The sequence below is a fragment of the Pseudomonas sp. NFX71 genome (genome assembly GCF_048079215.1).
GTDB classification, from domain to species: Bacteria; Pseudomonadota; Gammaproteobacteria; order Pseudomonadales; family Pseudomonadaceae; genus Aquipseudomonas; species Aquipseudomonas fluorescens_B.
The window spans coordinates 5,077,413-5,101,778 of sequence record NZ_CP182230.1; the positions used below are offsets into that span (position 1 = coordinate 5,077,413).

At 60.1% G+C, this 24,366-nt stretch carries 21 protein-coding genes and 1 pseudogene; 7 read left to right on the forward strand and 15 right to left on the reverse strand.

Features of this window, described 5'->3' with window-relative positions; translation table 11 throughout:
• Positions 1–103: 103 nt before the first annotated feature.
• Positions 104–625 carry a lactoylglutathione lyase gene (gloA, locus tag ACM1ZW_RS23765; RefSeq protein ID WP_017338616.1) on the reverse strand — a complete coding sequence of 174 codons (522 nt, stop codon included), beginning with the start codon at positions 623–625 and terminating at the stop codon, positions 104–106.
• Positions 626–769: 144 nt separating this feature from the next.
• On the opposite strand from gloA, the gene ACM1ZW_RS23770 reads away from it, so the two are divergent.
• The gene (locus ACM1ZW_RS23770) at positions 770–1,294 is read left to right on the forward strand and encodes a DUF4946 domain-containing protein (protein ID WP_017338617.1); all 525 of its coding nucleotides are present in this window, start codon (positions 770–772) and stop codon (positions 1,292–1,294) included.
• Between the two features lie 165 nt (positions 1,295–1,459).
• Here the strand turns inward: ACM1ZW_RS23770 and ACM1ZW_RS23775 are convergent, their stop codons facing one another.
• The 3 genes from ACM1ZW_RS23775 to ACM1ZW_RS23785 all read right to left on the reverse strand — a co-directional run bounded on the left by ACM1ZW_RS23775 (position 1,460) and on the right by ACM1ZW_RS23785 (position 4,583).
• Positions 1,460–1,825 (reverse strand): histone-like nucleoid-structuring protein, MvaT/MvaU family, encoded by a 366-nt coding sequence (locus ACM1ZW_RS23775; RefSeq protein WP_416739486.1) that lies wholly within the window; start codon positions 1,823–1,825, stop codon positions 1,460–1,462.
• Between the two features lie 234 nt (positions 1,826–2,059).
• Positions 2,060–3,595, reverse strand: coding sequence for an EAL domain-containing protein (locus ACM1ZW_RS23780; protein WP_414883745.1), 1,536 nt, complete (start codon positions 3,593–3,595; stop codon positions 2,060–2,062).
• A 115-nt stretch (positions 3,596–3,710) separates the two neighbouring features.
• Complete coding sequence (locus ACM1ZW_RS23785) at positions 3,711–4,583, reverse strand: LysR family transcriptional regulator (protein WP_416739487.1); 873 nt, start codon at positions 4,581–4,583, stop codon at positions 3,711–3,713.
• Positions 4,584–4,661: 78 nt separating this feature from the next.
• On the opposite strand from ACM1ZW_RS23785, the gene ACM1ZW_RS23790 reads away from it, so the two are divergent.
• Positions 4,662–5,606, forward strand: a complete 945-nt coding sequence (locus tag ACM1ZW_RS23790) for a DMT family transporter (protein ID WP_416739488.1) — start codon at positions 4,662–4,664, stop codon at positions 5,604–5,606.
• Between the two features lie 249 nt (positions 5,607–5,855).
• Entirely contained in the window at positions 5,856–6,932 is a 1,077-nt protein-coding gene (gene hppD / locus ACM1ZW_RS23795; RefSeq protein WP_017338621.1) for a 4-hydroxyphenylpyruvate dioxygenase, read from the forward strand.
• A gap of 125 nt (positions 6,933–7,057) precedes the next feature.
• Here the strand turns inward: hppD and rarD are convergent, their stop codons facing one another.
• From rarD to ACM1ZW_RS23810, 3 genes and pseudogenes are all read right to left on the reverse strand, one after another.
• The gene (gene rarD, locus ACM1ZW_RS23800; protein WP_416739489.1) at positions 7,058–7,939 is read right to left on the reverse strand and encodes an EamA family transporter RarD; all 882 of its coding nucleotides are present in this window, start codon (positions 7,937–7,939) and stop codon (positions 7,058–7,060) included.
• A 194-nt stretch (positions 7,940–8,133) separates the two neighbouring features.
• On the reverse strand, positions 8,134–9,147 hold the full coding sequence (locus ACM1ZW_RS23805; protein ID WP_017338623.1) for an aldo/keto reductase: 1,014 nt from the start codon (positions 9,145–9,147) through the stop codon (positions 8,134–8,136).
• 197 nt (positions 9,148–9,344) lie between these two features.
• Positions 9,345–10,655 (reverse strand): annotated as a pseudogene (locus tag ACM1ZW_RS23810) (MFS transporter).
• Positions 10,656–10,826: 171 nt separating this feature from the next.
• On the opposite strand from ACM1ZW_RS23810, the gene ACM1ZW_RS23815 reads away from it, so the two are divergent.
• From ACM1ZW_RS23815 to ACM1ZW_RS23830, 4 genes are all read left to right on the forward strand, one after another.
• Entirely contained in the window at positions 10,827–11,954 is a 1,128-nt protein-coding gene (locus ACM1ZW_RS23815; RefSeq protein WP_416739490.1) for a sugar diacid recognition domain-containing protein, read from the forward strand.
• A gap of 171 nt (positions 11,955–12,125) precedes the next feature.
• Positions 12,126–13,268, forward strand: coding sequence for a glycerate kinase (locus tag ACM1ZW_RS23820; RefSeq protein WP_416739491.1), 1,143 nt, complete (start codon positions 12,126–12,128; stop codon positions 13,266–13,268).
• A gap of 339 nt (positions 13,269–13,607) precedes the next feature.
• Positions 13,608–15,233, forward strand: a complete 1,626-nt coding sequence (locus ACM1ZW_RS23825) for a methyl-accepting chemotaxis protein (protein WP_416739492.1) — start codon at positions 13,608–13,610, stop codon at positions 15,231–15,233.
• A 41-nt stretch (positions 15,234–15,274) separates the two neighbouring features.
• Complete coding sequence (locus tag ACM1ZW_RS23830; RefSeq protein ID WP_416739493.1) at positions 15,275–16,462, forward strand: pyridoxal phosphate-dependent aminotransferase; 1,188 nt, start codon at positions 15,275–15,277, stop codon at positions 16,460–16,462.
• A gap of 121 nt (positions 16,463–16,583) precedes the next feature.
• Here ACM1ZW_RS23830 and ACM1ZW_RS23835 read toward each other — a convergent pair whose 3' ends face one another.
• The 8 genes from ACM1ZW_RS23835 to ACM1ZW_RS23870 form a co-directional block, all read right to left on the reverse strand.
• Positions 16,584–17,561, reverse strand: a complete 978-nt coding sequence (locus tag ACM1ZW_RS23835; RefSeq protein ID WP_416740835.1) for an NAD(P)-dependent oxidoreductase — start codon at positions 17,559–17,561, stop codon at positions 16,584–16,586.
• Between the two features lie 21 nt (positions 17,562–17,582).
• On the reverse strand, positions 17,583–18,881 hold the full coding sequence (locus tag ACM1ZW_RS23840) for an MFS transporter (RefSeq protein ID WP_017338630.1): 1,299 nt from the start codon (positions 18,879–18,881) through the stop codon (positions 17,583–17,585).
• 104 nt (positions 18,882–18,985) lie between these two features.
• The gene (locus ACM1ZW_RS23845; RefSeq protein WP_416739494.1) at positions 18,986–19,972 is read right to left on the reverse strand and encodes a sugar kinase; all 987 of its coding nucleotides are present in this window, start codon (positions 19,970–19,972) and stop codon (positions 18,986–18,988) included.
• Positions 19,965–20,747 (reverse strand): sugar phosphate isomerase/epimerase family protein, encoded by a 783-nt coding sequence (locus tag ACM1ZW_RS23850; protein WP_416739495.1) that lies wholly within the window; start codon positions 20,745–20,747, stop codon positions 19,965–19,967. The genes ACM1ZW_RS23845 and ACM1ZW_RS23850 overlap by 8 nt, the downstream gene beginning before the upstream one ends.
• A gap of 151 nt (positions 20,748–20,898) precedes the next feature.
• On the reverse strand, positions 20,899–21,924 hold the full coding sequence (locus ACM1ZW_RS23855; RefSeq protein ID WP_017338633.1) for a LacI family DNA-binding transcriptional regulator: 1,026 nt from the start codon (positions 21,922–21,924) through the stop codon (positions 20,899–20,901).
• A gap of 138 nt (positions 21,925–22,062) precedes the next feature.
• Positions 22,063–22,671, reverse strand: a complete 609-nt coding sequence (locus ACM1ZW_RS23860) for a LysE family translocator (protein ID WP_416739496.1) — start codon at positions 22,669–22,671, stop codon at positions 22,063–22,065.
• A gap of 52 nt (positions 22,672–22,723) precedes the next feature.
• Complete coding sequence (locus tag ACM1ZW_RS23865; protein ID WP_416739497.1) at positions 22,724–23,563, reverse strand: AraC family ligand binding domain-containing protein; 840 nt, start codon at positions 23,561–23,563, stop codon at positions 22,724–22,726.
• 76 nt (positions 23,564–23,639) lie between these two features.
• Positions 23,640–24,281, reverse strand: a complete 642-nt coding sequence (locus ACM1ZW_RS23870) for a DUF1345 domain-containing protein (protein ID WP_017338636.1) — start codon at positions 24,279–24,281, stop codon at positions 23,640–23,642.
• Positions 24,282–24,366: the final 85 nt, after the last annotated feature.

Here is a 24,366-nt window from a genome sequence, read left to right on the forward strand (position 1 = left end):
TTGTGTCTGTCGAAAAGATCGCAGCCTGCGGCAGCTCCTGCAAGAGCCAAGTCGTGCGTGATTCTGTAGGAGCTGGCGAAGCCTGCGATCTTTTGACTTTGCTTTACATCGGCGCGGGCTGGATGATCTCGACCCAGTAGGCATCCGGGTCCTTGATGAACGCCAGGCTCTTCATGCGGCCATCGTTCAGGCGCTTCTGGAAATCGCAGCCCAACGCTTCGAAACGCTCGCACGCAGCGACGATGTCCGGCACCGAGATGCAGATGTGGCCGAAGCCGCGTGGGTCGGTGTTGCCGTTGTGGTAGGCAAAATCCGCGTCGTTTTCGGTGCCGTGGTTGTGGGTCAGCTCGAGAATGCCGGGAATCGACTTCATCCACTCGGTACGGGCGGCGGCATCGGCCGGGATCTGGTCTTTATCGACCAGCGCCAGGAAATAGAGGCTGAACTCGGCTTCCGGAAAGTCGCGTTTTTCCACCAGCGAGAAACCGAGGATGCGCGTGTAGAAATCCAGGGACTTGGTGATGTCCTTGACCCGCAGCATGGTGTGGTTGAAGACGAACTTCTGGGTGGCGGTATCAGGTTGGGCGGTCACACCCGGGAAAGTGTTCAATTCGTGCAGGCTCATGGGCCCTCCGGACAATAAGTGGGGCTAACGATGGCGATAATGATACGCAAGGGCGCAGGCATCACCAAACCCAAACCGTCGGCTATTGCCTGACAGCCGGGCGAGGCTCAGACTTTGCGGCTCAATCCGTGAGTATTCCTTGCAATGATCCGATTCTGTAAATCGCTGTTCGTTCTGATTGGCCTGCTGTCAGGCATGGCTTGCGCTCATGCGGAGGCGCCGATCGTGACGTGGCCAGATGGCTGGGAAGTTGAAGCGATCCCGCAGGATGATGCCAAGCCTCAGGTCTCCCGCCAGCGCGCAGTGAAGAATGATCAGGGTGGCACGCCGGTGATGGTGATGGAGTTGACCATGACGACAGTGGAAAGCGGTCATCAGGTGAATCTGGAAGGCGTGTTGCTGGAGATGCGCAAGTCGGTGCAGAAGGATTTTCTCCAGGGCGGCTATCAAAGCGTCTGCAACAAAATCCATGCGGCAACCTTGAGTCGGCTATCGGCACTGGAAACTACCTGTACGATCACCCAAAACGGTCGACATGTGCTGTCGCAAACATTGGTCGCCGCAGTGGATGCCGATAAGGCCTATGTTCTTTCGTACGCGGGGCAGGCCGAGGCTTATAAGGCAAGCCTGGATGAAATAGAGGTTGCTCGTAACAGCTTGAAACTTTAGTTAAAGGTTTGCGCGGTCGTGCATTTCGCAATCTTTAGATACCCGAAGGGATTAAGCCCAAAGTTAATCGGCAAGTAGCGAGTTTATCGATTCCAATCGTTGCATCTGGAAGGCGTCCATGAAAAAAGCCCTGCGCAAGGCAGGGCTTTTTTTCACCGCGAGTGCTTAGCCGCGCAGCCAGGAATCAACGGTGGCAGCACCGTATTGTTCCTTCCAGGCTTTCAGGCCGCGGTGGTTGCCGCCCTTGGTTTCAATCAGTTCACCGGTGTGCGGGTTCTGATAAACCTTGACCACGCGGGCGCGGCGGGTTTTAGGCGCAACGGCCTGTTGCAGGCCGGATTTTGCCGGGTTCGGATCGAGAATGGCGATGATGTCGCGCAGGCTCTTGCCGTAGGTTTTCATCAGCCCCTGGAGCTTTTCTTCGAATTCGATTTCTTTCTTGAGCCCGGCATCGTTCTTCAGGGATTCCAGCTGCTTGAGCTGTTCTTGAAGGGCCTTTTCAGCTGCACGAAATTCAGCGAGTCTGGACAATATCTTTACTCCAATAGTGTGTTTGGCTGATACCAACCGCAAACAAAGCTATAAGCCAAGAGCCTTGAAGCGACTCGGTGATAAATGGCTCGCCTGCCAATCTAGCGCAGGTACGAAAAATTGTAGTAGTTAATGGGCAAAGAGTAAATCCTGACTTTTTCTTCATGTAACAACAGTAGTTTTTTGATTCAAATCGGTGCGCGACCTCGTTTTCTTGACGCATAACGACGCTAGTTAATGGTGACTTAATGCATCAATGAAGTCGGCGCCGGGCATCGGCCGTCCGAACAGATAACCTTGCAAGAAGTTCACACCATGAGCCGTGAGGTAAGCACTTTGCTCTTCGGTTTCCACGCCTTCGGCAACGATGCCCAGATCGAGCTTGGCCGAGAGTTCGATGATGCTGTCCAGAATGTGCCGGGAAAGGGCGTCAGCGCCGATCATGGCGACAAAGCTCTGGTCGATTTTCAGGAAGTCGACGTTGAACTGGCGCAAGTAACCCAGGCTTGAGTGACCGGTGCCAAAGTCGTCGATGGCGATCATTACACCCAGCGCGTGAAGCTGCTCGAACAACTGCAACGTGATAGCGGTGGGCTCGATCAGTTCGCGCTCGGTCAGTTCCAGCACCAGGTGGACGGAGCCCGGCGTAAAGGCACCGAGAAACTCCGTGCAATCCTTGACCAGTTCCAGGTCCTTGCAGTGGCTGGCCGTAATGTTGATGCCGATGTGAAACGGCTCCTCGAACGTGGAAGAGACAGGCCCCAGCCATTGCGCCGTTTGCTGCATCAGTGAGCGAGTCATCGGTACGATCAGGCCGGAGTGCTCGGCAAACGGGATGAACAGGTCAGGGCGCACCAGGCCTTCCTTCGGATGATTCCAGCGCATCAACACTTCGGTGCCGGACCACTTCTTGTTCGTGCCATGCACCACCGGCTGAAAATACGGAACGAACTCCGCCGCCTCCAGTGCACGCTGCAGTTCATGACTGGGTGAAGTCGAACGCTTTTGCACAACATGCCCAATCAGGCCGGACACGACGCCAAAAAAGATCAGCAAGCTGAACAGCGGCGGATACTCGCTGCTCATGTAGCGCCAGGTCTCGCCCTCAGGGAAACCCGCCGCGACAGTGAAGGCGTAACGCGAGGACATCATTTTGCTTTCAGCGACGGGCAGGGCGGGCGGGGCGTCTTCGTGAACCTTGCCGTCAGCCGACAACCAGCTTGGACCGACTTGCAGCATCAGCAATGTCTTACGACCAATCAGGCGCAAGACGTTACTCAAGTGATAACCGTCCAGCGTGCTCAGCGCTCCCTGTTTTCCTTCGCTGAGCCGGTACACCAGCAACGCGGTATTGGGCGTGACGGGGTTGCCGTTCATGAGCCATAACCTGCCTTGGGCGTAGTCCCCGGCGTTGACCTTTTCCTGATAGTCACCAAACAACGAACTGCAATAGAGGTTGTCGTCCCAGACCAGATTCGTCGAGCGCACGAACGGACGGCGGGTGACCTGTTCGCGCAAGGCCAGTTTGACGTCGTTGCAGGATTGGCCGGCCAGCGGCAATAACTCGCGAGCGGCCTGGGCGGTGTTGTCGAGCATCAGCTCGAATTGGCGGATGGCTTCTTCGGCGGTCAGTTGGGCGTTTTGCGAAAGTGCACGTTCAGCCTGCCAGTAAAGAATGGCGACCCCCAGCAGTATCGGGAGCAAACCGCTCAATACCGTCACGACAATCCGGGTGCCACGTTTGCGGCGAGTTTTGACAGTCAGAGGCATTCGCGAAACCTGTAACGATGAAATAGGGCTCTCAAATGCTGGCAGGACAACGGCATGCCTCCCATGAAGAGTTCGGTCAGAGGCCATGATAGTTGGCCTTCAAGGCTTGTGCCGTTCAACGCAAGTCCAGACTTGTAGCCAGTTTGATAAAGGCCAGCGCTGCCGGTGAAGACTGGCGCCGGTCGAGCACCGCCAGACCCACCTGGCGAGCGACCGCTGGCAACAGCGGTTTCTTGACGTAGCGATCATCGTGGTGATCGGGCAGTGAACCTTCAGCGACCACCGTCAAGGCATCCCCTCGAGCCACAGTGTCCAGCGTGCTCAACAGTTGCGAGCAGCGAAAGCGAATGTTAGGTGTCAGTCGCGCGGCACTGAATAACCGCGATACCAGTTCCGAAGAACCGGCTTCGGTCAGCACGAAGGGGGCGTGGCACAAATCGTCCAGGCTCACGCTTTCGCGATCCGCCAGCGGATGATCGGCGGGCAGTAACGCGACCATTTGGTCTTCGATCAGTGCGAAGGTGTCGAAGCGCTCCTGGGGCAACACCACAAAGCCGATGTCGATGCGTCGTTCTTCCAGCCACTGGATCACCTGGCGGTCGGGACCTTCATCAATGTGGACCTCGATGCCAGGGTGAGCGGCGCGGTAGTGCTGCAGGATCTTTGGCAACAACTTGATCGACGAGGTCGGACCGAACGAGCCGATGCGCAGCGTGCCGCGTTTCATGCCGCGGGCATCGGCCGCTTCCTGCCGCAAGGTGTTGGCCAGCCCGAGCATCGCCCGAGCGCGCAGCAACAGCTGTTGGCCGATGTCGCTGAGTTCGACCCGGGATTGATGCCGCCGCAGCAGTTCGACGCCCAACTCCTGCTCCAGAGACTTGAGGGCGTGTGACACCGCAGATTGCGAAATTCCCAGACGATGGGCGGCCGCCGTGAAGCCGTGAAGTTCGGCCACCAGCGAGAAGATCTCCAGTTGGGTGAGGGTCATGAGTGTTTACTCATTTTACGATGATCAAGTATTAGATAAATGATACGTCATCTGTTCGACTTCTCAATCCGGGGACTTATGACTGCGTATGAACACAGGGTGCCGGAGCACTCCGAGGTGGCGGTGTATTTCAAACTCGCTGCCGTCACCATGATCTGGGGCGGCACCTTCGTCGCCGGGCGTTTTCTGGCGGACAGCCTTAGCCCGTTGTTCGCCGCCAGCCTGCGATTCCTGCTGGCGAGCGGGGCGCTGCTGCTGTTTTTGCTGGTGGCCCGCGTGCCGCTGGCGCGCCCCAGCCCCGGGCAGTGGCTGCAACTGTCGCTGCTGGGGTTATTTGGCATCTTCTTCTACAACCTGTGCTTCTTTTATGGGCTGCATTACATCAATGCCTCCCGGGCGTCGTTGATCGTGGCGCTGAACCCGGCGGTCATCGGATTGGCCTCGTGGCTGCTGTTCAAGGAGCGCTTGAGTCGGGTAAAGGTCGCCGGAATCGCGATCTGCATCGTCGGTGCGAGCCTGGTGATCATCAGTCGCAACCCGCAATTGCTGGCCGGCCATGCCGATGCGTGGATCGGTGATCTGCTGATTTTTGGCTGCGTACTGAGCTGGGGAGTTTATTCGCTGTGCGCCAAAGGCCTGAATCAGACCTTGGGGCCGATGCAAACCGTGACGTATTCGATCCTGCTCGGCACGGTGATGCTCTGGGTCGTCAGTGCCGTCAGGGGCGAGGTGAGCATCGCGGCGTTGCTCAGCCTGGGGGCGCAGCAATGGTTGAGCCTGATGTACCTGGGTGTTTTGGGCTCGGCACTGGCGTACATCGGCTATTACGATGGCATCCGAAAAATCGGCGCGACCCGTGCAGGCGTGTTCATTGCGCTGAACCCGCTGACCGCAGTCATCCTCGGTGCATTGCTGTTGGGTGAGCAACTGACCCTGGTGATGTGTCTGGGCGGCGGCTTGATCCTGACGGGGATTTTCCTGTGCAACAAACCCCTTGCGCGAGCAGGGAAAAAGGGGATTTGATACAGAAGACGGACAAATCTGTTTACGCTGTGTAGAATCCGGTTACGCATATAAGAATAATCGTCTTCTGGCAGCAGAAGCCTCGCCCGTATCAGCCTTGGGTCGACAATGAAAAGTTTCGGGTTTCAATTGATCTACGGTGATTTCCTCGCCCGCAGCGTGCGGGGCATCTCCTGTGCGCCACCCGCCGGCTTCAGCATTTCTTGAAACTAACGTTACGTTAATTCTAAAAAATGATGAGGCGCCAAAATGGCAGATTTATACGAAAACCCAATGGGCCTGATGGGCTTTGAATTCATCGAATTCGCATCGCCAACCCCGAACACGCTGGAGCCGATCTTCGAGATCATGGGCTTCACCAAAGTGGCGACCCACCGCTCCAAGGACGTGCACCTGTATCGCCAGGGCGCGATCAACCTGATCCTCAATAACGAACCCCACAGCGTCGCTTCTTACTTCGCAGCCGAGCACGGCCCGTCGGTGTGCGGCATGGCGTTCCGCGTCAAGGATTCGCAACTGGCCTACAAACGCGCGCTGGAAATCGGCGCCCAGCCGATCCACATCGAAACCGGCCCGATGGAACTGAACCTCCCAGCGATCAAAGGCATCGGCGGCGCGCCGCTGTACCTGATCGACCGTTTTGGTGAAGGCAGCTCGATCTACGACATCGACTTCGTGTTTATCGAAGGCGTTGATCGCAACCCGGTTGGCGCTGGCCTGAAGATCATCGACCACCTGACCCACAACGTATATCGCGGTCGCATGGCGTACTGGGCGAACTTCTACGAGAAGCTGTTCAACTTCCGTGAAATCCGCTACTTCGACATCAAGGGTGAATACACCGGCCTGACCTCCAAGGCGATGACCGCGCCGGACGGCATGATCCGCATTCCGTTGAACGAAGAGTCGTCCAAGGGGGCCGGGCAGATCGAAGAGTTCCTGATGCAGTTCAATGGCGAGGGCATCCAGCACGTTGCCTTCCTCAGCGATGACCTGATCAAGACCTGGGATCATCTGAAAAGCATCGGCATGCGCTTCATGACCGCGCCACCGGCAACCTATTACGAAATGCTCGAAGGGCGTTTGCCGAACCACGGCGAGCCGGTTGATCAACTGCAAGCGCGGGGCATTCTGCTGGACGGTTCGTCCGAGTCGGGCGACAAGCGTCTGCTGTTGCAGATCTTCTCTGAAACCCTGATGGGCCCGGTGTTCTTCGAGTTCATCCAGCGTAAAGGCGACGATGGCTTCGGCGAAGGCAACTTCAAGGCGTTGTTCGAATCGATCGAGCGTGATCAGGTTCGTCGTGGTGTATTGTCCACCGACTAAGTTGATTCACTGATAAAACTGTGGGAGCGAGCTTGCTCGCGATAGCGCCAGATCAGTCAACAGAGATGTTGAATGTCAGGCCCTCATCGCGAGCAGGCTCGCTCCCACATTTGTTTTGTATGTACTTAAGGCCTGCGCTGTCGCATCAGGTGCTTGAACCCTTCAAACACCAACACCAGCACCGCCATCCAGATCGGAATATAGGTCAGCCATTCCCCGGCCTTGATGCTTTCCCCGAGCAGCAACGCAACGCCCAGCAACAGCACCGGCTCGACATAGCTCAACAGCCCGAACAGGCTGAACGGCAGCAGTCGGCTGGCGATAATGTAGATCACCAGTGCCGAGGCACTGATCACACCGAGAATCGGGATCAGCAGTGACAGCCACGGGTGCTGGTCAAACACACTGAAACCTTGCTCGCCGGTCTGTACGAACCAGAAGGCCACGGGCAGCGTGAGTGCCATGTCCAGCCATAAGCCGCCCAGGTTGTCCGTCGCCAGACGCTTGCGCAGGATGAAGTAGGTCGGATAGCCGACGCACACCAGCAAGGTCGCCCAGGAAAAACCTCCGACCTGGTACACCTCGTTGATCACCCCGAGGCAGGCGAAAAATACCGCAATCTTTTGCAGATAGGACAGGCGCTCCCCGTAGACCAGTCGGCCGGTCAGGACCATGGTCAATGGCAACAGGAAATAGCCCAGCGACACATCGAGACTGTAGCCGTTGAGCGGCGCCCACATGAACAGCCAGAGCTGCACGCCGAGCAGGGCAGAAGAGGCGATCAGGCCTGCGATCAGTTTCGGCTGGGCGGCGGCTCGCCGGACAATCTCGACCACGCGCTTCCATTCCCCGGACACCACCATGAACACGGTCATGCACGGCACCGTCAGCAACATACGCCAACCGAAAATTTCCACACCGCTCAATGGGGTGAGCAGAGAGGTGTAGTAGTACATGACGGCAAACAGCACCGAGGCCGAAACCGATAGAGCGATACCTTTAGACAAACTGTCCTCGCGAAGTCGAAGGTGAAACGGGGGGCGGAGGATACGTGGTTTAGCGGTCGAATATTGTCCGATCGATCAACACCGATCCATTGTGTGCGAGCCTGCTCGCGATGAGTGCCTGACATTCAACATCCCGGTTGACTGATCTGGCGCTATCGCGAGGAGGCTCGCTACCACATTAGGTCTGTGTTGCTTCAGGTATTGCAGGGCTTACGGCCGGATACGAAATGACTCACATCATTGAACCCCGGCGTCGACGCATGCCCCGGCGTCACCAGCGAGTCGATAAACGCTTCGTCCTCCGCCGTGATCTTCACCGCCTGCGCCTTAGTGTAGGCGTCCCATTGTTCTTCGGTGCGCGGCCCGACAATGGCGGAGGTGACGGCGCTGTTGTTCAGCACCCAGGCAATCGCGAACTCGACGATGCCCACGCCACGACCTTGCGTGTATTGCTGGATCTGCTGGGCGATGCGAAGGGATTCCACGCGCCATTCCGTTTCCAGAATACGTTTGTCGGCGCGTCCGGCGCGGCTGTTGGCATCCGGTGTCACATCCGGCGCGTATTTGCCGCTGAGCACGCCGCGCGCCAGCGGGCTGTAGGGCACAACGCCCAGGCCATAGGTTTGCGCGGCGGTGATCTGTTCGGTTTCGGCCTGGCGGTTGACGATGTTGTACAACGGCTGGCTGATGACGGGGCGGTCAACACCCAGCTTGTCGGCAATGCGGATCACCTCGGCGATGCGCCAGCCTCGGTAGTTCGACAAGCCCCAATAGCGGATTTTGCCCTGGCGAATCAGATCGCCGATGGCCGACACCGTGACGTCCAGCGGCGTGTTGTGGTCTTCGCGGTGCAGGTAATAGATGTCGAGGTAGTCGGTGCCGAGGCGCGTCAGGCTGGCATCGATGCCGTTGAAGATGTGCTTGCGGCTCAGGCCGCTGCGGTTTGGCACGCCGTCCACCGGGCCGAAACCGACCTTGGTGGCGAGCACCCATTCATGGCGGTTGCCGGCAATCGCTTCGCCGACGATTTCCTCGGAACGGCCGCCGGTGTAGACGTCGGCAGTGTCGATGAAATTGATGCCCTGGTCCCAGGCCTTGTCGATGATCCGCAGGGAATCTTCGGTGCTGGTCTGTTCGCCGAACATCATGGTGCCCAGGGTCAGGGTGGACACCTGCAAACCCGAATGACCCAGCGTGCGATAGCTCATGACGAAATCCTTTTACCGGTGGGAAAGGCTCAATCAAATACCAGAACAACCGCGAGGATCAAAGTGAATTATCGAACATTCCCGAATCAAAAATGTGGGAGCGGGTTTGCTCGCGAAAGCGGTGTGTCAGTCAATATTGAGTTGCCTGATACGACGCCTTCGCGAGCAAGCCCGCTCCCACACTGGATCTGCGTCTATCAGACGCGCAAGGTGCGTGTCATGCGCAATGCCAGCAAACTACCGCAGACAATCACGCCTGCCAGCAGGTACAGCGCGGCGTCGGTCGAGCCGGTGCTGTCCTTGACCCAGCCCACGAGGTACGGGCTAAGGAAACCCGCCATCTGGCCCATGGAATTGATCAATGCCAACCCACCCGCCGCAGCGCCGGCGCTCAGCAGTGCGGTCGGCACCGGCCAGAACATCGGCAGGCCGGTGAGGGCGCCCATGGTGGCGATGGTCAGGCCGAGAATCGCAATGGCTGGCGTGGTGGCGAAGTTCACCGCGACCAGCAGGCCGACAGCGCCCATCAGCATCGGCACCACCAAATGCCAGCGACGTTCTTTGCGCAAGTCCGCCGAGCGGCCGACCATCAGCATGAACAGCGCCGCCAGCAGATACGGAATGGCACTCAACCAGCCAATCACCAGGTTATCGCTGAAACCCAGGTTCTTGATGATCGACGGCAGCCAGAAGTTGATCGCGTACACGCCGCTCTGGATGCAGAAGTAGATCAAGCCAAAGGCCCAGATCGCCGGGTTCTTGAACACCGCCAGCAGCGAGTCGGTGGTGGTTTTCGGTTTGTTGGCCAGGTCTTCGGCGTGGTCGGCTTCCAGCACCGAGCGCTCGAACGGCGTGAGCCACTTGGCGTTGGCGTAACTGTCGCTGAGCAGGAAGTAGGCGAGGGCGCCGAGGATCACGGTCGGAATGCCTTGCAGCAGGAACATCCACTGCCAGCCGGCCAAACCACCCTGGCCTGCGGCGAAGTGGTTGAGGATCCAGCCGGAAAACGGGCTGCCGAGCAGGCCGGACACCGGGATTGCCGACATGAACAGCGCCATGATGCGACCACGACGGAAGGTCGGGAACCACTGCGAGAGGTACAACACCACGCCCGGGAAGAACCCGGCTTCGGCCGCGCCGGTGAACAGGCGCAAGGTGTAGAACTCGGTCGGGGTGGTGACGAACAGCAGGCAGGTCGACAGCGTGCCCCAGACGATCATCATCAGCGCGATTCAGCGCCGCGGGCCGAATCTGGTCAACGCCAGATTGCTTGGCACGCCGCACAGCACGTAGCCGATAAAGAAGATGCCGGCCCCGAGGCCATACACGGTTTCGCTGAATTTCAGTGCGTCGAGCATCTGCAGCTTGGCAAATCCAACGTTCACCCGGTCGAGGTAGTTGAACAGGTAGCAGATGAAAATGAAGGGGATCAAACGCAGGGTAATGCGTTTGTAGACGGCATTTTTTTCGTCAACGATGGCCTGGGTAGCGGCGGCGCTCTGTGACATGGCGGGCTCTCTCTTTATTATGATTTTTTGCGATGCAAAGGGTAACGTTGATCGCCCTGAGAGTCTCGGCCACCCTTATGGTTGCTGTCTTTGTGCCTGAGCACAGGGTTTGTCATCCAGCCCTGTGCGGGTGAACAACCCTGATCCATTACGCCTCCAAGGATTACGCCTATGTTCGAACTCGATCACGACCTGGCCCAGGACATCGTCGACCGGGCGATGGCCATCCTGCCGTACAACGTCAACGTCATGGACAGCCAGGGGTTGATACTCGGCAGCGGTGAGCCCGAGCGGGTCAACACCCGGCACGAAGGCGCGCAACTGGTGCTGGCCAACGGGCGCGTGGTGGAAATCGATGCGCAAACGGCGGTCCATCTCAAAGGTGTGCAACCGGGGATCAACCTGCCGCTATTGCTCGACCAACGCTTGATCGGCGTGTTGGGCATCACCGGTGAGCCTGAGCAATTGCGCACCTATGCCGAATTGGTGCGTATGACCGCCGAGATGCTGGTAGGCCAGCGCAACCAGCAAGCCGAGCAACAATGGCGGCGCCAGCGTTGCGACGACCTGCTGGCGCTGCTGCTGAGCGAGGCGGGGGAGTCGCCGCGGCTGATCGATGAAGCGCAGCAGCTTGGGCTCAAACCGCAGATGACACGGGTTCCGTATCTGTTCGAGCTGGGGACGGAACACGGACCGGGGCAAACCGTCGAGGCACTCAGCGCCTGGCTGACCTCGCGTTACCCGGACAGTTGGTGCGTGAGTTCGGCCAAGTCTTCGTTGCTGTGGTGCCGACCGGCGAGCCAGGCAATCGAAAACGACCGGCTGCTGGAAAAGCTCGACGGCCTTGGCTGGAATATCTTGCGCATCGCCGTGGGCGGGCAGGCGGATGGTTTGTCGGGCTTGCGCCGTTGCTATCGGCGGGTTGGCGACTTGCTGGCCTACGGGCGTGATGTCCTGCCACATTCGCGCTTGCTGACACTGACCCGTTATCGCCTGCCGGTGATGCTCTGGCGGCACCGCAACGACGATGCGCTGGACGAACTGCTCAAACCTCTGCGCAAAGTCATCGCCAAGGACGGTAATGGTCAACTGCTGGCGACCCTGCGCAGCTGGTGCGATCACGACGGCCAGAGCCAGGCCTGTGCCGATGCGTTGGGGATTCATCGCAACAGTTTGCGTTATCGCATGGAGCGGATTGCCGAGCTTAGTGGCGTGGATCCGTTGAGACTCGATGGCATGCTCGCCCTTTACCTCGGCGTACAACTGCTCCCACAAACGGACGCGCCGCACGTGACGTAGGCGCAAGCGTCGATGGCGATCTCAAGAATACCTTCGCCTCCAGCATCAATGCTGACTGGATCACTGGTTTTGTAGAAATGAACAATAATCCTCCCTGGCGCTTGTGCAGCGGACCGGCGTTATTGTTCTGGCCTGCTGGCAGCATGAGGGCCTTGGAACTGGAGAACTCGCATGAAGATCGTCATCGCCCCCGATTCGTTCAAGGACAGCCTGAGTGCCCAGGGTGTGGCCGATGCCATTGCCCTCGGGTTGGGGCAAGTATGGCCCGATGCGCAGTTGGTCAAATGCCCGATGGCCGACGGCGGGGAAGGGACGGTCGAGTCGGTTCTGGCGGCCTGTGATGGCCAACTGCGTCGTACCAACGTCCGAGGCCCGCTGGGCACAACGGTCGACGCCGCGTGGGGCTGGCTGCCACAGAGCCTGACCGCAATCATCGAAATGGCCGAGGCCAGTGGTTTACAACTCGTTCCACCCGCGCAGCGTGATGCGTGCATCAGCAGCACGTTCGGCACCGGCGAGCTGATTCGCGCCGCGCTCGATGCCGGCGCGCAACGAGTGATCCTCGCGATTGGCGGTAGCGCCACCAACGACGGCGGTTCCGGGGCGATGCAAGCCCTGGGCGTGAAGTGGCTGGATGCCCTGGGCGAACCCCTGGCGCCGGGCGGTCTGGCGCTGGCGCAACTGGCCCGCATCGATCTGAGTGACATTGATCCGCGTCTGGCCCGAGTGCGCTTCGATATCGCCGCCGACGTCAACAATCCGCTGTGCGGCCCTCACGGCGCCTCTGCGATTTTCGGCCCACAAAAAGGCGCAACGCCGGAGCAGGTCGAACAACTGGATCGTGCACTCGGACACTTTGCCGAGCTGTGCGCCCAAGTCCTCAACAAAGACGTACGCGACGAACCCGGTAGCGGCGCAGCGGGCGGTCTGGGGTTTGGCGCCAAGGCGTTTCTCGGCGCGCAGTTCAAGGCCGGCGTTGAAGTGGTCGCCGAACTGGTTGGCCTGGCTGAGGCGGTGAAGCACGCCGAGCTGGTGATCACCGGCGAAGGCCGTTTCGATGCGCAAACCTTGCGCGGCAAGACACCGTTTGGTGTGGCGCGAATCGCTCGGCAACACGGTGTGCCGGTGATCGTCATCGCCGGCACGTTGGGTGAGGGCTATCAGGCCTTGTACGAGCATGGCATCGATGCCGCGTTTGCCTTGGCGAGCGGGCCGATGACACTGGAACAAGCGTGCACCGAGGCTCCCCGGTTGTTGTGTGAACGGGCGAGCGATATTGCGCGCGTCTGGCAAATTGCTGCACGCAAAACCTGACCCTGTCATCCAGCCTCGCACCTCTTTGTGGCGAGGAAGCTTGCTCCCGCTCGGGTGCGCAGCAGCCGCCGTTTTTGGGGCCGCTTCGCAGCCCAGCGGGAGCAAGCTCCCTCGCCACAATGTTCTGATCGCCATGTGTTTCATCGGTGAAACACTTGTGCCCCCTTGAAAAATATTTCGCAAATCCGCGCAAAAATCCTCAACCCCAGCCGATACAGCTATCAGGCGCACACAAACCTATTACAACAGTGGCGCCAGCCTGAACGGTGCGCTTCTATGCCCGCCCGTCAGTGATCACGGCAAGGATGCTCGAAGCCTCTATCCCCCGAGTATCGTCCTATGTCCTTGCGTAATCTGAATATCGCGCCTCGAGCTTTCCTGGGTTTCGCCTTCATTGCCTTGCTGGTGATTGTGCTGGGTGTGTTTGCGGTCAACCGCATGTCGATCATCCGCCAGTCCTCGATCGACATGGGTAGCACCCAACTGCCCAGCGTCGGCTTCCTGGGCAATGTCACCGAAAATATCCTGCGCATGCGCATTCTGTCGTTCCGCATTCTGGTCAACCGCGAGCCGGCCAGTTTGCAGGAAGCTGAAACCCGTATCGGCGTGTTGACCGACAAGGCACTCAAGGCTCAGGCCAGCTACGCCGCATTGCCGATGGTCCCGGACGAAGCGGCGCTGTATAAGGAGTTCAGCGCAACCCTGGATAAATACATGCAAGCCCAGCGCGAAATGTTGGACCTGTCGCGCCAGAACAGACTTGACGAGATGCGCACCCTGATCAATACACGGATCAAGGACGGCACGGACAAAATGGGCGAACAGCTCAATCGATTGGTGACTTACAACACCGAGGGCGCCAAAGCAGCAGGGCTCGTCGCCGAAGACAACTACGACACCGCCGTGAACGGAATCATCGGGGTGTCCGTGGTGGCGGCGCTCATGACCGTGCTGCTGGCCTGGCTGCTGACCCGCAGCATCGTCACGCCGTTGAACCGTGCGGTGCAGGCAGCGGAAACCATCGCCGGCGGTAACCTGACCAAAGCCATTGAAATCGATGGCAAGGACGAGCCGGCCCGGTTGCTCGGCGCCTTGTCCACCATGCAAGGCAACCTGCGCAAAACCATCGAGCAGATCGCCGGCTCCGCCACGCAACTGGGCGCTGCCGCCGAAGAACTCAGCGCCGTGACCGAAGAAGCGTCCCGCGGCCTGCAACAGCAAAACAACGAAATCGAGCAGGCCGCCACCGCCGTCAACGAAATGACCGCGGCCGTGGAAGAAGTGGCGCGCAACGCCGTATCGACCTCGGAAGCCTCGAACCAGTCGACCCAGGCCGCCCGCGAAGGTCGCGACCGCGTGGTGGAAACCGTCGACGCCATCCAGACCATGACCCACGACGTGCAAAACACTTCGCTGATGATCGAAGGCCTGGCCACTCAGGGCCGGGACATCGGCAAGGTGCTGGACGTGATCCGTGCCATCGCCGAACAGACCAACCTGCTGGCCCTGAACGCGGCGATCGAAGCGGCCCGCGCCGGTGAAGCCGGGCGTGGTTTTGCGGTGGTGGCGGACGAGGTCCGGGCGTTGGCGCATCGCACTGCGCAATCAACTCAGGAAATCGAGAAGATGGTCGCCGGCATTCAGAACGGCACCGGCGAGGCGGTGTCGTCGATGCAGCAAAGCAATCAGCGCACCCAAAGCACCCTGGAAATGGCCCGTGCCGCCGGTATTGCGCTGGAGCAGATCACCCAGTCGATCCACTTGATCAACGAACGCAACCTGGTCATTGCCAGCGCGTCCGAAGAGCAGGCGCAGGTGTCCCGTGAAGTCGATCGCAACCTGGTGAACATCCGCGACCTCGCCACCCAGTCCGCTGCCGGGGCCAATCAGACCAGTGCCGCAACCCACGAACTGTCGCGCCTGGCCGTTGATTTGAATGCAATGGTGGCGCGTTTCGTGATTTGAGATAGGGTTGAGGCTAGGAACACGCGCGACTGGAGAAATACATGCGCTACTCAGCCTTGACCCAACGAATCGCCGGCGACGGCGCTGCGGCCTGGCAAATTCATTACCGAGCATTGGAGTTACGAGAGCAAGGCGTCGATGTGTTGCTGCTGTCGGTGGGTGATCCGGACTTCGATACGCCGCGACCCATCGTTCAGGCGTGCATCGACAGCCTGTTGGCCGGCGATACCCATTACGCAGAAGTACGCGGCAGTCGTGGGCTGCGCGACAGCATCGTCAGCCGTCATCGGCGGCGCAGTGGACAGACGGTGGATGTCGATGAAGTGATCGTGATGCCCGGCGCGCAATGCGGGGTGTATTCGGTCGTGCAATGCCTGCTCGATCCTGGCGACGAAGTGATCGTCGCCGAACCCATGTACGTGACCTATGAAGGCGTGTTCGGCGCATGCGGCGCCCGGGTGGTGCCGGCGCCGGTGCGTCCGGAGAACGGCTTTCGGGTTGATCCGGCGGATGTCGCGGCGCTGATTACGCCGAAAACCCGTGCCATGTTGCTCAACAGTCCCAACAACCCTTCCGGCGCCAGCTTGCCGCTGATGCTCTGGCAGGAACTGGCGTCGCTCTGTGTTCGGCACAACCTGTGGCTGATCAGTGACGAGGTCTACAGCGATCTGTTGTACGAAGGCGAGCACATCAGCCCGGCCAGTCTGCCGGGTATGGCCGAGCGGACCGCGACGATCGACAGCCTGTCCAAATCCCACGCCATGAGCGGCTGGCGAGTGGGCTGGGTGATCGGGCCGAAAACCTTGATCGACCATCTGGAACACCTGTCGTTGTGCATGCTGTTTGGCATCCCGGATTTTGTGCAGAACGCGGCGCAAGTCGCGCTGGACGGGAATCTGCCGGAAGTGGCAATGATGCGGGAGGAATACCGTCAGCGTCGCGACCTGGTGTGCGCGAGCCTGAACGCGTGCCCGGGTTTGCGGGCGGTACGGCCGGATGGCGGGATGTTCGTGATGGTCGATGTGCGCCAGACCGGGCTGACTGCCCAGCATTTTGCCGAGCGGCTGCTGGAGGGCTATGGTGTGTCAGTGCTGGCCGGCGAAGCGTTCGGGCCGAGCGCGGCGGGGCATATCCGGATCGGGCTGGTGGTCGATCGGCAGAAACTGGCGGATGCGTGTCGGCGGATTGCGTTGTGTGCGGCGGATCTTCTTGAGGCGCCGCGGGCCTGAGACATTTGCGTTGTCTATGCGGGCTTCATCGCGGGCAAGCCCGCTCCCACAAGGTTTTGTGAACGCCACAGATCCAATGTGGGAGCAGCTAGCGATAGCTATCTGACAAACTCCAAGCCCCTCAGCCCTGCCACGCCCGCTCATTCACCAGATTCTTCGGCCGCCCACCCGCCAGCGCCGTCAACAGGTTGTCTACCGCACACGTGGCCATCGCTTCCCGCGTTTCATGGGTCGCCGAGCCAATGTGCGGCGTCGCCACCACGTTGTTCAACTGCAACAGCGGCGAGTCTGGATTCAACGGTTCACGCTCGAACACATCCAGCCCCGCCGCGCGAATCTGCCCCGAACGCAATGCCTCGATCAGCGCTGCTTCGTCCACGACTTTGCCCCGTGAAATATTGATGAAGATGGTTTCCGGACGCATCAGCGCAAATTGCTCGGCGCCGATCAATCCTTCGGTTTCAGCGGTCAGTGGCAAGGTCAGGCAAACGAAATCGGCCTGTTGCAACAGCTCCGGAAGGCTGCGGTACTGCGCCTTGAAGCGCTGCTCAATCGCCGGTTTCGGCGAGTGGCTGTGATAGATCACCGGCATGCCGAAACCGAAATGCCCGCGCTGGGCCAGCGCTTCGCCAATCCGGCCCATGCCGATGATGCCCAGGGTTTTACCGTGCACATCAGTGCCAAACTGTGCAGGGCCGATGTTGCGTTTCCACTGGCCGGCGCGAACCATGTTCGCCAGTTCCACCACGCGCCGGGCCGTCGCCAGGATCAGCGCGAAACCGGTGTCGGCGGTGGTTTCGGTGAGCACATCCGGGGTGTTGCTGAGCAGGATGCGCCGCTCGGTCAGGTAGTCGATGTCGTAGTTGTCGACACCCACCGAGACGCTGGCGATGGCTTGCAGATCTGGCGCAAGGTCGAGCAACCCAGCGTCCAGTTTCAGGCTGGCACCGAGCAAGCCTTCGGCGCGGGGCAGGGCCTCACGCAGTTGCGCGAGCCCGTCGGCGTCGAGATTGTCGATCAGCGTCACCTCCGTCTGCTCATGCAGGCGAGCCATCAGCAGCGGCGAAAGTTTCTTGTACAACACAACCTGCTTTTTCATCGTATTCATCTCTGCATCAATTCAAGGATGGGCGGCGGTAGGGCGCGTTACCGCAACCGAGGGACGCTCCCGGTCACTTGCACCGGGCTTGAGGAAAATCGTCAGCACCACCGAAAGCATCAGTGCACCGCTCATCAGCAGGTATGACGCGCCGGGTGAACCGGTGGAGCTGTTCAGGTAACCGACCAGATAGGAACCGCCAAACGAACCCAACGCGCCCATGCTGTTGATCAACGCCATCGCACCGCCTGCCACGTTGGCCGGGAGGATTTCCGGAATGATCGCGAAGAACGGTCCGTACGGTGCGTACATGCAGGCGCCGGCAATCACCAGCAGGGTGTACGACCACCAGAAGTGTTCGGCGCCCAGCGCGTACGATCCGTAGAACGCAATCGAGGCGATCAGCAGCGGCGGCCAGACGAAGCGTTTACGCTTTTGCAGTTTGTCCGAACCCCAGGACACCAGCAGCATGCCGATGACCGCCGCCAGGTACGGCAGCGCGGAGAGCCACCCGGCTTCGACCATGTCCATTTGCGCGCCGGCCTTGAGGATCGACGGCAGCCACAGCACGAAACCGTAGACGCCGATGCTCCAGCAGAAAAACTGCAAGGCCAGGATGATCACTTTCGGTGAGCGGAAGGCTTCGGCGTAGTTCTTCACGGCTTTGATGCCGACCTGTTCGGCGGCGAGGGCGCTTTCCAGATCCTGCTTTTCCTGGTCGCTGAGCCACTTGGCCTCGGCCGGACGATCATCGGCCAGACGCCACCAGATAAATGCCCAGAGCACGGCCGGCAAGCCTTCAATGATGAACATCCAGCGCCAGCTGAAATGCTGCACCAGATAACCCGACACCACCGACATCCAGAGCATGGTTACCGGGTTGCCGAGAATCAGGAAGGTGTTGGCCCGGGAGCGTTCGGCGCGGGTGAACCAGTGGCACAGGTAAATCAGCATCGCCGGCATCACGGCGGCTTCGACCACCCCGAGCATGAAGCGAATGACGATCAGCCAGTAGGCGTTGGAGACGATCCCGGTCAAGGTGGCCAGGCTGCCCCAGAGGATCAGGCTGACGAATATCAGTTTCTTCACGCTGTGCTTTTGCGCGTAGATCGCCCCCGGCACCTGGAAGAAAAAGTAACCGAGGAAGAACAGTGCGCCGAGCATCGACGACAGGCCGGGCGTGATCATCAGATCGGCGGCCATCCCGGAGGCGGCCGCGAAGCCGTAGTTGGCGCGGTCCAGGTACGCCAGGCTGTAGGTGATGAAGACGATGGGCATGATGTACCACCAGCGGCGGGCGGCAAGCGTTGCGGTTTTCATGATGGTGCTCCTGAGCTTGTTGTTTTTGTCGCAGCAGGTAACGGGTTCAAATCTTCGGTGATTGAGCGGGCCTCATCGCTAGCAGGCTAGCTCCCACACTGGATCTATAGGCGACACAAATCCCCTGTGGGAGCCAGCCTGCTGGCGAGAGCGGTTTCGAATTCGGCGGACATTTCGGAACGGGTCGGCAACCCTTCCATATCCCCCCGACTTTGCACTGCCCGGCTGCCGATCCAGTTGGCGCGCTTCACGGCGTCGGCAAAGCTGTGGTTTTCCAGCAGCGCGCTGATCATGCCGACGGCAAAACCATCACCGGCACCGACGGTGTCGACCACGGTTTCCACGGGCACGCCCGCCACGAAACCTTCATCCAGATGCGTGCGGTAATAAGCGCCGTGGGGGCCGAGCTTGATCGCTACGGCTTCGGCGCCCCGGTCGAGGTAAAACGCCGCGATGTCGGCAGGGTCTTCGAAGCCGGTCAGCAATCGGCCTTCGCTCAAACCCGGCAGCACCCAGTCGGCGAGGGCGGCGAGGCGGTTGATCTCGGTAATCATCTGTTGCGTGCTGGCCCACAGGCTCGGACGCAGGTTTGGATCGAAGGACACACTGCGCCCGGCCTCGCGCATGCGCGTCATCAGTTCGAACGACATCTGCCGCGCCGTTTCCGATAGCGCCGCAGGAATGCCGGTGGCGTGCAAGTGCCGCGCCTTGAGCAACTCGGGGAGGATCGACTGCGGCGACAAGTGACTCGCCGCCGATCCGCGCCGGAAATACTCGACCATCGGGTCGTCGCCATCGTCGGTGCGCGACTTGAGCTGAAACCCGGTCGGGTGTTCAGCATCGATCGCAACGTTACTGCAATCGATGCCTTCCTTTCTCAGCGTGTCGATCACGAACCGGCCCAGCGAATCGTCGCCGGCCCGGCTCAGCCATGCCACGTTGAATCCCAGTCGCGACAAGCCGATGGCGACGTTGCTGTCGGCCCCGGCAATGCGCTTGTGGAAGTGGTCGACGTTCGCCAGGTCGCCGTTGTGATCCGCGACGAACATGGCCATGGTTTCGCCGAACGACAGGATATCGATCTCAGGCATGAGCGCTCTCCACGCAAGGTTGGCCGAGGCGGGCGAGGGCGGCGACATGCTCGGTGGTGAGCTGCACCAGGTCGTCGCCTTGCAGTGGATATTCCGCGGCCCGCATTACGCCTTGGGCCATGTGCCGCAACAGTTGTTCCCACAGATGCAGGTCGCTGGCGGCAGGCGGTATGGCAATCAGTTTGCCGTCGGCCCGACGCGAGACGGCTTTGCAGTGCACGTAGCCGACATGCCGACCGAGCAGGCGCGCGGCGCTGCTGGCGGACTGGTCCTGCCAATGCCAGTTGCCGATGTCGAAGGTCATGTTGATCGGCAGATGGTGTTGCTCGACCGCCGCGAAAAAGCGCTGGAAGGGTTCGATGCGTCCACCGTGCAAGGTCTGATCGTTTTCCACCAGCAACTGCACGGCGCTTTTGCCGAGGATCTGTGCGAGGGTCCTGAGGTCGCAGGTATCCGTGAAGTAACCGAGGGACACCTTCAGCCATTTGGCACCGAAAGCCTGGGCGCGTTGCAGGGCGGTGATCAATTGGGGATTGGGTTTCGACTGCCCGGCCAGCCACAGTTCCATCGGCGAGGAATACACGCTTTCGAGGCCCTTGGCCTGTGCGGCATCGGCCAGTTGTGCGGGGTCTTCGATCGTCAGCAACTCTTCGCGCCATTCGATGCAGTGGGCACCGGCGGCGTACAGGATATCGACGAAACTGCCTTGGCCGCGTTGGCGAACCAGATCTGCGCCGTAGCTGGAGAGGCTGATGGAAACAGGTGGTTTATGCATTGTTCTAGACCTCTGAAACCGGTTTCATTTTTGTTCAAAAAAAAGGATTAGATGGTGTGGTGATGGCCCATCGCTGGCAACTAGCTCCCACATTGGGCTGCGAATACGGACCACTGTGGGAGCTAGCCTGCTAGCGATGGGGCCGGTCCATTCACCGACAGTTTCCAAGGGTCGACCCCCGTTCAATCAACCGCGCCGAAAAATCCAGGGTCCGCACCGGCCCGTCATCCCCACGCAAACGCTTGAGCAAGCACTCAAACGCGCTCGCGCCAATCTCGGCCGTCGGTTGGGCGAGGGCGGTGATGCCGCTGCCCACCAGCGGATACCAATCCAGGTCGTCGAGGGCAATCAGACCGATCTCTTCAAACAGGTTGCACTTCAACTCGCGCAACGCATGGGTGGCGGCCAGCGCCGCAATCCCGTTCGCGCAGAACAGCGCCTTCGGGCCGGGGCCGGGTGTATCGAGAAAGGTTTTGAGGTGTGCCGTGAGCTCACTGCCGGTTTCGATCAGCGTCCCGCGCAGCGCCGAACGTTGGGCGATCTGCGCCTTGAAGCTGACGCTGCGTTCGATCCGCGAACTGGTGCCGTCATACGGTTCGCTCACCATCAGCACATCGCGATAACCGCGATCTTCAAGGTGGGCCATGGCGATCTCGACCGCCTGCGGGTTGTCCAGCCCGACCATGTCGCTTTCAAGGTGCTCGACCTTGCGGTCCACCAGCACCAGGGGCATTTCCCGATGCAGTTCCTGCAAGGCGTCGCGGTGGTGGCCGAGGGTGTTCACGATCAGCCCTTCGATGTTGTAGGAGCGCAGCAGGGCCAGGTGCTGGCATTCCTGCTCGTCATCGCGGTCGGTGTTGCACACCACCAGGCTGTAGCCGTGCTGACGGCAGGCGGTTTCCACCCCGTGCATCACGGCAATCGAATAAGGGTTGCGAATGTCGGCGACCAGCATGCCGATCAGGCGGGTTCGCCCGCGTTTCAGGCCGCGAGCCATCTGGTTCGGCTGATAGCCCAATTCGGCAATCGCCTGTTCGATGCGCAAGGCCGTCGCATCGGACAGCAAGGCGCGATCATCGCCGATGAACCGCGACACGCTGGCCTTGGAGACTTTGGCGTGCTCGGCAACATCAAGCATGGTGACGCGGCTGCGTTGGGCGGCGGAGAAATCGTTCACGGGCTGAAACCTTCTTATTGGAGTTATAAGGTTCGTGCGATCGGGATGGCACTGAAACCGGTTTCAGAAGACAGCAAAACCCAATTCACTGTCAAGTCCTGCATCGTCGATTGTCCGACAATGGCCGACGAATGGGATTCAGGCCCAAAGACTCAACCAGGCCGAACCCAACAGCAACAGAGCCATGCAGCGATTGAAACGTTGCATCGCCCGGGGCGAGCGCAACCACTGCGCAGACCCCGCGCCGAGCAATGCCCAGACCCCAAGGCACGGCAGGGATATCAGGAAAAACGCGAGGGACAAATACATCACGTGAACCAGGCGCTGTTCACCGCCCCCGGCAAAGACACTGACCACGGCCAGCGCCATCATCCAGGTTTTCGGGTTGATCAATTGCAGGCCGGCGGCGCCCACCCACCCGAGTCGGGCATCGGTGTCCCGCGCGGTCACGGCTTCGGCCGGGGCGCTGAAGATCTGCCAGGACAGGTAACTCAGCCAGGCCACGCCGATCCACTGCATCGCGGTTTGCACCGAGGGCAACGCGGTCAGCGAGGAGCCGGCGCCGCTACCGACCAACAACACAATGGTCGCAGCACTGGCGCAGGCGCCGAAAATGATCGGCACGGCAGCGGCCAGCCCGTAGCGGGCGCTGTTGCTCAACACCAGAATGTTGGTCGGGCCGGGCGTGATCGACGCCACGAACGCAAACAACAGGAAGGGCAGTAACGTCGGGAAAGTGGACAACATCGCAGGCAAACTCCGCTGAAGATCGTTGAAGCCGATCTTCACAACCCCGCGATCAACTGTCTGGAAGATTTGAGCAGCGCTTGCGATACAACGCTGGCGTCAGGCCATAAGCCCGTACAAACCAGCGCCCCAGATGGCTCTGATCGGCAAACCCCAGTGCCATCGCCACCGCCGCCGGTTGTTCGCCACGGGCCAGCATTCGCCTCGCCGTGGCCAGGCGCAATTGCACCAGGTACGCGTGGGGTGGCATGCCGTAGGCAGCCTTGAAAGCGCGGGTCAGGCGGAAACGGTCGACGCCTGTTGCGGCAGCGAGTTGATCGAGACCGATGTCCTCGTGAGCATGGGCGTGCAGATACTCCCGAGCCTTGTGCGCCACCAATGGCAAACGCGGGTCCTCGCCGTAACGGGCGCGCCAGTGCAAATGAGTGGTGAGGCGTTCGAGCAAACCGTCGAGGGCGGTCTGGCGGACGATTTTCAGTTCACCCTGATGCAGCGCCTGAAATGCTTGGCTGGTGGCATTGGCCAGACGTATGTCGGTGGCCAGTGTCTTGGCGAAGCTCAACTGACTGTTGTCGGGCGCGTTGTCGAAAACAGCGCTGAGTTCGCGCTGCAACCACTGCGGGTCGAGGTACAGCATGCGGTAGGTGAAACCGTCGACCGTCGGCGCTTCGCCGTCATGAATATCACCCGGCTCAAGCAAGAACACCTTGCCCGGCGTGCTCTGGTGCCTGGCCCGCCGACAGTTGAACTGCTGAACCCCTTGTTCGGTGACCCCCACCAGATAGCTGTCATGCCAGTGCGGATCGTAGGCGTGGCCCTCGAAATGCGCGCGCAGCGTCTCGATGCCGGTGTCGGCGTCCTGGGCCAGGTCGATCCAGTTGTGAGTGGTCATGCTGCACCTGTGAGACGGATTGCCGACTTATTTAACGCCCGTGGCGAGGGCGATGCCTAGAACGTTTGTGCACGAATCAGTTGAACAGGCCTGCGGCGATGTTGATCGAAAAGCCGAGGATCGCCGTGTTGAACAGAAAACCGATCAGCGATTGCGCCAGCACAATCTTGCGCAGATCCCGGGTTGCCACGCCGACATCGGAAGTCTGCACCGCCGCGCTGATGGTGAACGAGAAATACAGGAAGTCCCAGTAATTGGGGGTGGTCAGGCCTTCGGCAAAACGCAGTGCCGGGTCTTTTCCATCCCAGGTGTAGAACAGACGGGCGTAATGCACGCTGAAAATAACCCCGATCAGCAGCCATGAACCGATCACGGTCAGCGCGGTGAAACCGTAGTGCAGCAGCTTGCGGGTGGTTTCCAGTTCCCGGCTGCCGGCGAGTTCGAAACCAATGGTCGCCAGGCTCGCAATCGCAGCGATGCACACCACGAACAGCACCATTCCAGCGTTTTCATCTTCGACCTCGGCGATGCGCTTCACGTCCGGCGCTTTGGAGCGTGCAGTGAGCCAGAGCATCAGCAGGAGGTAGGTCCAGACACCGGCGTTCCAGCCGAAGAGAATTTTGCTGATGATCGAGTCGGCCGGAGCCAGAATGCCCACCGCGACGCCGAGCGTGACGGCAGCGGACAGGCGAGGGTGGGTGCGGGGGAGGAGGGGCATTGGAGTTCACAGAGGCAGAAGTCTGCCCACCATAGCCCAGGTAAACACGCTTTTGTAGGCGCTGCCGAAGGCTGCGATCTTTTGA